This is a genomic window from Halorubrum salinum (assembly GCF_024494575.1).
In the GTDB taxonomy this organism is placed as follows: Archaea; Halobacteriota; Halobacteria; order Halobacteriales; family Haloferacaceae; genus Halorubrum; species Halorubrum salinum.
In genome coordinates this window covers 423,334-435,019 of sequence record NZ_JANHDO010000002.1, presented here as the reverse complement: position 1 = coordinate 435,019, position 11,686 = coordinate 423,334, and the positions used below count along the sequence as shown (strand labels likewise).

The window sequence follows — 11,686 nt, the reverse complement described above, 5'->3', positions numbered from 1 at the left end:
GCGTGGTACGTGGGCGAGGGTCGGTATTTACCCGTCGGTGTGGGGCCGGCGGTCGTGGCGGCACCCGCGGCGGGCTCACGCGTCGTCCCCCGCGTCGAGCACGTCCCCGAAGTCGTACCGGCCCGGGTCGCGGCCGGCGAGCCATACGGCGGCGTCGAGCGCCCCCTCGGCGAACACGCCGCGGTCGCCGGCGCGGTGCGTGAGTTCGATCGACTCCCGGTTGCCGGCGAAGAGCACCTCGTGTTCGCCGGTCACGTCGCCCGCGCGCCGGGCGTGGACGCCGATATCGCCAGCCTCGCGCGGCGTGTCGCCCTCGCGGCCGTGGACGCGCCGGTCGAGGTCGTCGCGGACCGACTCCACGTCGTCGAGGATCGACTTCGCGGTGCCCGAGGGTGCGTCGCGCTTCCCGTTGTGGTGCGTCTCCGTCAGCTCCACGTCGTAGCCGGGGAGCGCGGCCGCGGCCTCGCGGACCGCCCGGCGGAGCGCGGCGACGCCGCGCGCGAAGTTCGACGCCTTGAGCACCGGGACCGCGTCGCCCGCGGCGCGGAGGCTGTCCAGCTGACCGCCCTCGAACCCGGTCGTGCCGGTGACCATCGGGACGCCGGCGTCGGCGCACGCCTCGGCGTACGCGACCGCCGAGGCGGGACCGGTGAAGTCGACGAGGACGTCGGGGGCGTCGCCCTCCTCGCCGCGGTCGCCCGCGATCAGTTCGGGGAGGTCGGCCGCGTCGCGGACCTCGACGCCCGCGACGGGCTCCATCGGCGAGCGGTTCACCGCGACCGCGACCGCGACGCCCTCGCGGTCGATCGCGGCCTCGATCACCTCCCGTCCCATCCGGCCGCCCGCGCCGGTGACGGCGACGCGGAGCGGCGGTTCGGGGCCGCTCATTCCGCGCCTCCGACGGCGGGGACGTCGACCGCCCCCGGCTCGCTCGTCTCGTACTCGGCGAGCAGGTCACGGAGCTGACCGCGGCGCTCCTCGGAGAGCCGCGAGAGCGGCGAGCGGACCCGCGGACCGCCCCGCCCGCGGATGTGCATGGCCTCCTTCACCGGGATCGGATTCGTCTCGGCAAACAGCTCGCGCACGAGCGGGGACAGCTCGTGGTGGAGCGCCCGCGCGCGGTCGTAGTCGCCGGAGAGCGCCGCGCCGACCATCGCGCAGGACCGCTCGGGCTCGACGTTGGCGACCACGCTTATCGTCCCCGTGCCGCCGATGGAGGCCACGGGGAGCGTGAGCCCGTCGTCGCCGGAGAGCACCGAGAAGGCCTCGCCGCGGGTGCGCTCTATCACCTCGCTGATGAGGTTCAGATCGCCGGAGGCGGCCTTGTACCCCTGGATGTTCGGATGTTCCGCGAGTTCGACGGTGACGTCGACCGGGATCGACTGGCCGGTTCGGCTCGGCACGTTGTAGACGATCTGCGGGAGGTCGACCGCGTTGGCGATCGTCCGGTAGTGCTCCAGGAAGCCGGCGGCCTCGGGCTTGTTGTAGTACGGGGAGATGAGGAGCAGACCGTCAGCGCCGGCGTCGGCCGCACGCTCGGAGAGCGAGAGCGCCTCGGCGGTGTTGTTCGAGCCGGTTCCGGCGATCACGGGGATGTCGTCGACGGCGTCGCGAACGGTCTCGATCACCGCGACGTGCTCGTCGTGGCTCATCGTCGCCGACTCGCCGGTCGAGCCGACGGGCACCACGCCGTCGACGCCCGCCCGCTCCATGTACTGTGCGTTGTCTGCGAGCTGGTCGTGGTCCACCTCGTCGTCCTCGGTGAACGGGGTCGTCATCGCGGGGTAGACGCCCTCGAACGGTTCGTCTGTCGCGTCTCGGTCCGTCTCCGCCTGTGCCGTGTACGGGGTCGTTGTTGTCGTGTTCGTCATGGGTTCGCGTCGTGTGTTCGGTCTGGGTCGTGGGGTCGCGCGTCACGAGTCCGCGCCGATAGTCGTGTATCGCGCGATCGTCGTCCAACGGAGCGTCCGCGCGGTCGGGGGTCGTCCGAGACGGGGTTGCCACTCCCGCCGGTGGACGTCTCACGCGCGTTTTTTCGAGAAGAGCCGCGTCGCTGACGGCGACGGCGAGCCGCGTCCGGACGCGGTTCGATTCACACCCGTAGTGGACGCCTCCGTCGCTTATAGATTGTGGCTCGGGCCGAACCTGCCGCGGGAGCGGCTCGCCCGCTATACCCCGAGCGCGTCGGCCAGTTCGTGGAGCGTCTCGACGGTCGCGTCGGGGTCGCCGGCGAACGGCTCCCAGGGCGTCCCCTTCCGGTCGACCCACGCGGCCTGCATCCCGGCGTGGCCCGCGCCGAGCACGTCGAACCACCCCGCGGTGACGTGGACGACCTCGTCGATCGGGGTCCCCGTCCGGGCGGCACCGTGGCGGTACACCTCGGCGGCCGGCTTGAACGTCCGGACCTCGTCGGCGCTTATCGTGTCTTCCACGAGGTCCGCGATGTCGGCGTGGTCGACGAGCGACGCGAGCATCTCCGGGTTCCCGTTCGAGAGGGCGTAACAGTCGTAGCCGCCGTCGCGCAGCCGCTCGATCCCCTCGCGGACGTCGTCGAACACGTCGAGCTCGTGATAGACGGCGAGGATCTCGTCGCGTTCTTCGGTCGAGAGGGCGACGCCGTGGGCGTCGAGCGCGTACTGGAGCGCGTCGCGGTTCATCTCGTAGAAGGGCTTGTACGCGTCGACCTGATTGGCGACGAACGTGTACGCCAGAGAGCGCGACCGCCAGAGACGCGAGACGGGCTCCGGGTCGTCGACGCGGTCGGCGAGCGCCTGCTCCGCGGCGTCCACGTCCACGAGCGTGCTGTACGAGTCGAACGTCACCGTCGACACCCGCTCGGCGTCGAGTCCCATGTCACGACGGATCGACGGCTCTCGACATAAGCCTCCGGACGGCGGCGATCCGCCGGACCGACCGCGAGCCTGCGAGCCGTACGGCCGCCGGACGCGCTCGCCCGAGGCTGTTTTAACCCGACGCCGCCTCTCTCGTCGCATGACCGACCACGCGGACGAGCCGGAGCCGGTCCCCGAAGACGCGGGACAGGCGGCCGACCCGAGCGCGGAGCCGGAACCGCACGCCGACGTCGACGAGAACACGGACGCCGGCCGCCACGAGTACGACCCGAGCGCCGAGCACGCCTTCCCGGACGACCGGCTCAACGAGGTGTTAGACCGAATCGAGTCTGACCCGGAGATCACGGCGTACCTGGAGGCACAGAACGTCAATCCGGTCGACCGGAAGGGGTACAACGACCACGGCGCGAAACACGTCGAGATCGTGCGGGATCGCGCGCTCCGGCTGTACGACCTGTTGAAAGCCGGCGGCGTCGAGTTCAACGGCGCGCTCCAGCAGGGGCTCGACGAGGCGGACGAGCCGGTGATAGTCGCGCTCGCGGCGACGCTCCACGACATCGGCCACGTCGTCCACCGGCACGACCACCCGTACTACTCGATCCCGCTCGCGGCCGACCTCCTCGACGAGTTCCTCGCCTCGTTTTACGGCGTTCCGGATCAGGTGAAGGTCAAAGCCGAGGTGCTCCACGCTATCTTGTGTCACCACACGGAGGAACAGCCGCTGACGCGCGAGGCCGGCGTCGTCCGGATCGCCGACGGGCTCGACATGGAGCGCGGCCGCTCGCGGGTCCCGTACGAGGAGGGCGGTCGGGGGATAAACACCGTCTCCTCGCAGGCGATCGAGCGCGTCTCGCTGCGGGAGGGCGAAGAGACGCCCGCACAGGTCGTGATCCGCATGAACAACGCCGCCGGGGTGTATCAGGTCGACTCGCTGCTCAAAGCGAAGATCGACGGGTCGATGCTCGAGGACCAGATTCGGACGGTGGCGATCAACACGCACCGCGACGGCGACGGCAACGGGTCGATCGTCGACCGGATCGAGCTATGACCGACGCCGAGACGCTCGCCGACCTGCGGACCGGTGCCGACTACCAGTTCGGTTCCGGGGCGGGGGCGGCGCTGTTCCCGCCCGACGAGACGCTCACCGTTCGCCGGTCGAGCGGCGGCCGACCGCGACAGGTGCTCGTCGGCGACGTCGACGACACGCCCGGCAGCGCCGCGGGAGAGCGGCTCGTCTCCTACGGGACCGACGGCCGGTTCACGCTCGGGGTCGCCGGCGGGCGGCGGCTCCGCTCGGCGTTTCCGGCACCCCGACACCGGGTCGTCGTGGGCGAGGAGAGCGAGCCGTTCGTCCGGGAGGGAAAAAACGCCTTCGCGAAGTTCGTCACCGCGGTCGACGACGAGATTCGTCCCGGCGACGAGGTGCTCGTCGTCGACGACGGCGACGCGTTGTTCGCCGTCGGCCGCGCGGAGCTGTCGGGCCCCGAGATCGCGGCGTTCGACACCGGGCCGGCCGTGAGCGTCCGGAACGGGGCCGGACCCGCGGACGGGGACGGTCAGTGACCGGAGGGCGGTCGGCGGGACGCCACGCGGAGCCAAACCGCTTTAGGAGCGCCCGCACAAGGGCGGGTAATGGCGACGTGCGACGTGTGTGGGGAGTACGAGAACCTCCCGTACCAGTGTAAACGGTGCGGTCAGACGTTCTGCGCCGAGCACCGCCTTCCGGAGAACCACGACTGTCCGGGGATCGGCGAGTGGAACGACCCGGGCGGCGTCTTCGACAGCGGGTTCGACGAGGGCGTCGACGGCGGCACCGGGGGCGACAGGGACGGCGGCGTCGCGAGCCGCCTCAAGCGTCGGATCAACCGCGAGACGAGCACCGGCGGGGTCGTGAGCTACGTGCGGGGCAACGCGACCTACGCGATCCTCGCGGCGATGTGGATCACGTTCCTCGCACAGCAGGTCGCGCTGTTCGTCGGGGGACAGGCGCTCCACAACACCCTGTTCGTGCTCCAGTCGAGCGCGCTCGGAAACGTGTGGACGGTCGTTACGTCGGTGTTCGCGCACTCGCCGTTCTCGCTTTTCCACATCATCGGCAACAGCGCCGTAATCCTGTTTTTCGGCCCGCTCGTCGAGCGCGCCGTCGGATCGAGGCGGTTCGTGGCGTTCTTTTTCGTCTCGGGGATACTCGCGGGGCTCGGCCACGTCCTCTTCGCGGTCGCGACGGGCGCGCCGCCGACCGGCGTGCTCGGAGCCAGCGGCGCGGGGTTCGCGATACTCGGCGTGCTCACGGTCTGGCGGCCGAACATGCAGGTGCTCCTCTTTTTCGTGATTCCGATGAAAATAAAGTACCTGACGTGGGGGGTCGCGATCGTCTCCGCGTTCCTCGTCGTCACGAGCGGGACCGGCGGCGTCGGCGGGATCGCCCACCTCGCGCACCTGATCGGCTTCGCGATCGGGCTCGCGTTCGGCAAGCGCAACGAGGGGCTCGCCCGCTCCGCCGGCGGCGCGGGCGGCGTGCAGATGGGCGGCGTGCGCGGGCCGGGCGGCCCCGGTGGCCCCGGCGGTCCGGGCGGCCGGTTCTGAATGGACCTCGTGAACCCGGCGTTCCGACCGGACCCCGCCCTCTCGCGGACCGAGATGAAGTCGCTCCAGCGAGGGATCGCGGCGGCGGCGACGTTCGCGGACGACCACGACCTCACGCCCGAGGCGGTCGCGATAGCGGAGGCGGCGGACCTGACGACCGGACTGCCGACGGCCGTTCCGGACACCGCTTCAGCCGCCGACCTCGCCGAATCCGCCGACGCTCCCGACGCACCGACCGTCGTCGGCGTCGATCAGGCGTTTCTCACGGGCGACGAGGCGGAGCGCGCCGTCTCCGCGGCGGTCGCGGTCCGGGGCGGGAAGGTGATCGAGTACGCGACCGCGACGACGACGCTGTCGATCCCGTACATTCCCGGCCTGCTCGCGTTCCGCGAGGGCGAGCCGGCCTGTGCCGCGCTCCGCGCGCTCGACGCCGATCCCGACCTCCTCGTCTGTGACGGGTCGGGGCGCATCCACTACCGCGAGGCCGGCCTCGCGACGCACCTCGGCGTCCTGTTCGACGTTCCGAGCGTCGGCGTCGCGAAGAGCCTCCTCTGCGGCGAGCCGGACGAGGCCGTCGACGGCCGCCCGGCCGGGTGGCGGACGCCGGTCCGCGCCGACGGCGCGGTAGAGACGGCGGCGAGCGACGCGGGCGGCGACGACCCCCAGCCCGTGATCGGCCACGCGTTCCAGTCGCGTCAGTACCCGAACAGCCGCCGCGTGAACCCGCTGTACGTGAGTCCGGGCCACCGCGTGTCCGCCGAGACGGCGGTCGGCCTCGTCGAGGCGCTGTGTGCCGGGTACAAGCTCCCGGAGCCGACCCGTCTCGCCGACGCGGCCGCGGACGCGGCGAAGCGCGGCGACGACTGACTCCCCCGCCGAGGTCGATACCGACCGCCGCGGCGACGGTGGCGTCTCCGCCGCCTACCCGTGCCACCGATTGCCACAGACAGGCGGTTTATATACTGTGGGCCAAAACAGGGGCGCATGGGAGACGAGGACATGGACGGACCGATGTCTGCGGAGCAGTTCAGATCGCTGCGGGACGGGCTCGTGCGGCAGAGTTCCGGCGGCGGCACGACCGTCTACAAGAACGCGGCCGGCGTCGGCTGTCCGAACCCGGACTGCGACCGCGGCGTGTTCCAGACGCTGTTCGTGAGCGACCACGGCTGGCAGCAGATAGGCGCGACCCGCGACGGGATCGACCTCTGTCTGGTCAACACCGACTCGAAGCGGCTCGTGTTCATCCACGACGAGTGACCGTCAGCGGCCGATAGACAGCTTTTAGCTGGGTCGCGGGGCAGACTGTGCATGGTTGAGGCGTTCGCGGTCGCCAGCGGCAAGGGCGGCACGGGGAAGACGACGAGCACGCTCGCCCTGGGGATGGCGCTCGCCGACGAGCACGACGTCACGGTCGTCGACGCCGACACGGGGATGGCGAACCTGCTCTTTCACACCGGACTCGACGACGCGACCGTGACGCTTCACGACCTGCTCGTCGGGGAGACCGCGACCGACGTCTCGGAGGCGACCTACGATCGGTTCGGCCTCTCCGTCGTGCCCTGCGGCACGTCGCTCGCGGGTTTTTCGGCGGCCGAACCGGCGCGTCTCCGGGCGGTCGTCGCCGAGCTCGCCGCCGACGCCGACGTGCTGCTTCTCGATTCGCCGGCCGCGCTCGGATCGAAGTCGGCGGTCCTCCCCGTCGTGCTCGCCGACCGCGTCGTGATCGTCGTCGAGCCGACGATCCCCGCGCTCTCTGACGGGCTGAAGGTCCAGGAGTACGCCCGGTCGTACGGCACCGAGACGGCCGGCGTCCTCTTCAACAAGGTCCGAGAGGGAGCCGCCGACGTGACGGCGCAGGCGGAGCGACACTTCGGCGGCCCCGTGCTCGCGAGCGTCCCCGACAGCGACGCGGTCCGGGCGGCCCGCCGCGCCGGCGAACCCCTCCTCGCGCACGCGCCGGAGAGCGACCCCGCCGCTCGTTACCGGCGCGCGGCCGGACGGCTCGACGTGCGCGAGGGCGACGGCGACGCCGTCGCAGACCGGTTTCGCAGCGCGGTCGTCCCCGACACGCCATGAGCGGAGACGCGTCGCCGACGCTGCGGATTCCGCGGGGGAACCTCCTGCGCTCCCGCGTCGTCTCGGAGATCGGGACGACGCTGTCCCGCGCGCTCGATCGCGAGGTGACGGGCTACGCGACGGTGGTTCCGCAGGAGACGCTGCTTCTGTCCGGCGAGGCGAAGGGCGTCATCACGTTCGACGACGGCGTTCCGGTGTTGGCGTACAACACGGTGAGCGACAGCGGCGGGGGCGACGCGCTCGCCGAACTCGCCGTCCCCGGTCCGTACCGCGTCGAACTGTACGCGGTCGACGCCGACGGACTGGAGGCCGCCCACCGTGCGGACGCGCTCCGCGTGCCGCCGGGAGCGGTGGCGACCGAACTCGCCGACGACCAGCGGCTCGCCGACCGGACGCGGGCCGCCGCACCCGATGAACGGCTCGCCGAGGCCGACGAAGACGACACCGACGCCGTCACGGCGTTCCTCGAAGACGACGACCGGATCGCGGCGATCCGCGAGCAGGCCCGGGCGGAAGCGGCCGCTCGCGCCGAGGAGTGGGGGATCGGCGACGCGCTCGACGGCTCGGCGGACGAGGACGGATGCGACGACCCGGCCGACCCCGACGGTTCCGGCGTGCAATCGGACGCGGCCGCGTCCGAGCGGTAGCGTTTTGCTCCGGACGCCGCTACGGTCTGCATCACGGTCTTTCGCCTGCTCCGTCTGACGACGCCGGCCGACTTCGCCGAGTGGTACGCGGCGAGCCGCGCGTACACCAGCCACGTCGCCGAGGGGATGGGGTTCGACGGTGCCACCGCGATCGACGGCCCTCGAACCGCGGCCCGCCTCCGCGAGGACTACACGGCGTTGTCGCCGGAGGAGGCGCGCTCGGTCGCGGCCACGCTGCTCGCGGACGGGGCGTTCTCCGAACCGTACTGCGAGTGGCTCCCCCTCTGGTACGAACTGGGGTTGATCGCCCCCGTGCGGTACGGCGAGTGGCGGCTGCGTCGGGTTGCCGCGACCGTCGCCGGCGCGGCGGGCGTGACGGTGACCGCCCCGCGGTACTCCCGACCGCAGGACGTGATCGTCGACGGCGGGCCCGCACTCGACGGCGTGTCCGGGTTCCGAGAGCGGTTCCTGCTCGCCGACTCGATCATCCACCTCGACTGGTTCGTCCGCGTCGCCGCCGCCGACGGCGTCGACGTGCCGAGCGCCCTCGTCGAACGGACCCGCGAGGAATCGCTGGCATACTACGGCGGCGACCGAAACCGGCTCTCGCCGACGGTCCGTCGGTTCCAGCGGCTCCTGTTCGCCGACGACGCGTGGGTCGGTCGAGTAAACGATCGGTACGACCTCGACAGCCCGCTGTTCCGCCTCTGGGAGCGGCTCCTTCGACGGGAACGGGAACGACTCGCCGCCGGAGACGAGTGATCTGCCCGCAGTTTGCCGACGTGCGTTGGTTCGGTCGCTCGCTCTCCCGACGGTCGCGGGGCGGGTTCGATCGGTGAGTTCACGATGTTACAGTACCTGTAACACGTTACTGGCGCGATCGAGCGCGCAGAAGGTAAGTATAGGCAGGCACGGCGCGTATCGGAGCGTACGGACCGATCGGCGGTTCGTCCCCACCCCTCGCGTTTTCGGCCCTCATTCGTCCTTCCGGCCCTCATTCGTCCATCGACGGTTGGCAGGCCACCGTTCCGGTCCGTGCGGCCGCGGCTCCGCGTCGACGACCCCTCTGTCCACCCCGTATCTGGTCAACGAAACTCCCGTGACTACTCGGTTCTGAGTTGTGTTTTATTCATCGTTGCACAGGTCGGAAGCTTCATACGTCGGCTCTCGGATCCTCCGGGTACACGAATGGCAGTACTCTGGCTGGAGGATGTCGACGCCGGCGACGTTGGGACCGTCGGCGGGAAAGCGGCTTCGCTCGGTGAACTCATCGGTGCCGGCCTCCCGGTACCGCCCGGATTCACGGTCACGGCGGGAACGTACCGCGCCTTCATCGAGGAAAGCGGGATCGACGACGAGCTGTTCTCGGCCGTCGACGTCGACCCCGAAGACTCCGCCGCGCTCCGAGAAGCGGAGGAGACGGCCGAGGAGCTGATCCTCGAAACCCCGCTCCCCGACGAGGTCCGCGACGAGATCCTCGAACGGTACCGGTCGATGGGAGACGACGGCGAGGCGTTCGTCGCCGTTCGGTCGTCCGCCACCGCGGAGGACCTTCCCGACTCGTCGTTCGCCGGACAACAGGAGACGTTCCTCAACGTCCGCGAAGCGGACCTCATCCGCCGGGTCAAGGAGTGCTGGGCCTCGCTTTTCACGCAGCGAGCGATCTATTACCGGCAGCAACGCGGCTTCCCGCACGCCGACGTCGACATCGCCGTCGTCGTTCAGCGGATGGTCGACGCCGACAAATCCGGCGTGATGTTCACCAGCCACCCCTCTACCGGGGACCCGCAGATCACGATAGAGGCGGCGTGGGGACTCGGCGAGGCGGTCGTCTCCGGCACCGTCTCCCCCGACAACTACGTGTACGACCGCGAACGCGGTGCCGTCGACGAGGTGACGGTCGCCGAGAAGAAAGTCGAGATGGTCAAAGACCCGGAGACGGGCGAGACCGTACAGCTCGACATCGAGGACGACCGTCGCGAGAGCCGCGTCCTCTCCGACGAGGAGATCGATCGCCTCGTCGCCCTCGGCGAACGCGTCGAGGACCACTACGGAACGCCACAGGACGTCGAGTGGGCGATCCACGACGGAGAGATATTCATGCTCCAGTCGCGCCCGATCACGACGATCCAAGAGAGCGACGACGACAGCACGACGGCGGACGCAGCGTCCGGTACCGGCGACACCACAGACCACGCCGTCGACGCCGCCGGAGACGCCGACGCGGACGTGCTCGTCGACGGCCTCGGTGCCAGCCCCGGCGTCGTCTCGGGCGCGGTCCGGATCGTGCACAAGCTCGACCACCTCGACCAGGTACAGGAGGGCGACGTGATGGTCACGGAGATGACGATGCCTGACATGGTTCCGGCCATGAAGCGAGCCGCCGGCATCGTCACGGACGAGGGGGGGATGACGAGCCACGCGGCGATCATCTCGCGCGAGCTCGGCGTGCCGGCGGTGGTCGGCACCGGCAACGGCACGCGGCTGCTCGAAGACGGACGGAACGTCACGCTCGACGGCGACAAGGGAACGATCCGCGCCGGCACCGACGACGAGGCCGAACCGGGCGAGGAGTTCGAGCCCGTCGAGGCGGCGCGCCCGGAGACCCCGGTCAAGCCCATGACGGCCACGGAAGTGAAAGTGAACGTCTCGATCCCGGAGGCGGCCGAGCGCGCGGCGGCGACGGGCGCAGACGGCGTCGGCCTTCTCCGCATCGAGCACATGGTGCTCTCGCTCGGCAAGACGCCGGAGCGGTATATCGCCGACCACGGCGCTCGGGCGTACCAAGACGAGCTGATCGAGGGCGTCCGGCGGGTGGCAGAGGAGTTCTACCCGCGGCCGGTCCGCGTTCGGACGATAGATGCCCCGACAGACGAGTTCCGCGACTTAGAGGGCGGCGACGGCGAGCCGAACGAACACAACCCCATGCTCGGCTGGCGCGGGACCCGCCGGAGCCTCGACAAGCCCGAACCGTTCCGACAGGAGCTCACCGCGTTCGCGCGGCTGCTGGAGATGGGCTATGACAACCTCGAAGTGATGTTCCCCCTCGTCAACGACGCGGCCGACATCGAGGGGATCAAACGCCACATGCGAGAGTCCGGGATCGATCCCGAGACGAACCGGTGGGGCGTGATGATCGAGACGCCGGCGAGCGCGCTACAGATAGAGGAGCTCGCCGCCGCCGGGATCGACTTCGCCTCGTTCGGGACCAACGACCTCACCCAGTACACGCTGGCGGTCGACCGCAACAACGAGCACGTCGCCGGCCGCTTCGACGAGCTTCACCCGGCCGTGTTGAAACTCATCGGGAACACGATCGAGACGTGTCGAGAGCTCGGCGTCGACACCAGCATCTGCGGGCAGGCCGGCTCGAAGTCGGAGATGGTCGACTTCCTCGTCGAGGAGGGCGTCTCGTCCATCTCGGCGAACATCGACGCGGTTCGCGACGTCCAACACGAGGTGAAGCGGACCGAACAGCGGCTCCTCCTCGACTCGGTTCGCTGATCGGAGCCGGTCGGCCCGCGT

The 11,686-nt window shown here is 70.5% G+C and carries 12 protein-coding genes; 9 read left to right on the top strand and 3 right to left on the bottom strand.

The window, feature by feature from the left end; all coding sequences use genetic code 11:
• Nucleotides 1-75: 75 nt before the first annotated feature.
• From dapB to NO930_RS07870, 3 genes are all read right to left on the bottom strand, one after another.
• Nucleotides 76-888, bottom strand: a complete 813-nt coding sequence (gene dapB, locus NO930_RS07880; RefSeq protein ID WP_256403048.1) for a 4-hydroxy-tetrahydrodipicolinate reductase — start codon at nucleotides 886-888, stop codon at nucleotides 76-78.
• Nucleotides 885-1,871: a 4-hydroxy-tetrahydrodipicolinate synthase gene (dapA, locus tag NO930_RS07875; protein ID WP_256403047.1), complete on the bottom strand. Its 987-nt coding sequence runs from the start codon at nucleotides 1,869-1,871 to the stop codon at nucleotides 885-887. Before dapA ends, dapB begins: the two co-directional genes overlap by 4 nt.
• A 297-nt stretch (nucleotides 1,872-2,168) precedes the next feature.
• Entirely contained in the window at nucleotides 2,169-2,852 is a 684-nt protein-coding gene (locus NO930_RS07870) for a haloacid dehalogenase type II (RefSeq protein WP_256403046.1), read from the bottom strand.
• 139 nt (nucleotides 2,853-2,991) lie between these two features.
• Between NO930_RS07870 and NO930_RS07865 the strand changes: the two genes are divergently transcribed.
• From NO930_RS07865 to ppsA, 9 genes are all read left to right on the top strand, one after another.
• Nucleotides 2,992-3,900 (top strand): HD domain-containing protein, encoded by a 909-nt coding sequence (locus NO930_RS07865; RefSeq protein ID WP_256403045.1) that lies wholly within the window; start codon nucleotides 2,992-2,994, stop codon nucleotides 3,898-3,900.
• Nucleotides 3,897-4,415: a PUA domain-containing protein gene (locus tag NO930_RS07860; RefSeq protein WP_137784000.1), complete on the top strand. Its 519-nt coding sequence runs from the start codon at nucleotides 3,897-3,899 to the stop codon at nucleotides 4,413-4,415. The genes NO930_RS07865 and NO930_RS07860 overlap by 4 nt, the downstream gene beginning before the upstream one ends.
• 69 nt (nucleotides 4,416-4,484) lie before the next feature.
• On the top strand, nucleotides 4,485-5,438 hold the full coding sequence (locus NO930_RS07855; RefSeq protein ID WP_256403044.1) for a rhomboid family intramembrane serine protease: 954 nt from the start codon (nucleotides 4,485-4,487) through the stop codon (nucleotides 5,436-5,438).
• Complete coding sequence (locus NO930_RS07850) at nucleotides 5,439-6,305, top strand: endonuclease V (protein WP_256403043.1); 867 nt, start codon at nucleotides 5,439-5,441, stop codon at nucleotides 6,303-6,305. It begins immediately after the preceding gene.
• A 117-nt stretch (nucleotides 6,306-6,422) separates the two neighbouring features.
• On the top strand, nucleotides 6,423-6,695 hold the full coding sequence (locus NO930_RS07845; RefSeq protein WP_137783451.1) for a DUF7385 family protein: 273 nt from the start codon (nucleotides 6,423-6,425) through the stop codon (nucleotides 6,693-6,695).
• Nucleotides 6,696-6,746: 51 nt separating this feature from the next.
• Entirely contained in the window at nucleotides 6,747-7,514 is a 768-nt protein-coding gene (locus tag NO930_RS07840) for a nucleotide-binding protein (RefSeq protein ID WP_256403042.1), read from the top strand.
• The gene (locus tag NO930_RS07835) at nucleotides 7,511-8,161 is read left to right on the top strand and encodes a DUF8054 family protein (RefSeq protein WP_137783449.1); all 651 of its coding nucleotides are present in this window, start codon (nucleotides 7,511-7,513) and stop codon (nucleotides 8,159-8,161) included. Before NO930_RS07840 ends, NO930_RS07835 begins: the two co-directional genes overlap by 4 nt.
• A 30-nt stretch (nucleotides 8,162-8,191) precedes the next feature.
• A complete protein-coding gene (locus tag NO930_RS07830) occupies nucleotides 8,192-8,923 on the top strand; it encodes a DUF8116 family protein (RefSeq protein ID WP_486607892.1) in 732 nt (243 codons plus the stop codon).
• A 426-nt stretch (nucleotides 8,924-9,349) separates the two neighbouring features.
• On the top strand, nucleotides 9,350-11,665 hold the full coding sequence (ppsA, locus tag NO930_RS07825) for a phosphoenolpyruvate synthase (RefSeq protein ID WP_256403041.1): 2,316 nt from the start codon (nucleotides 9,350-9,352) through the stop codon (nucleotides 11,663-11,665).
• The last annotated feature ends 21 nt before the right edge of the window (nucleotides 11,666-11,686 follow it).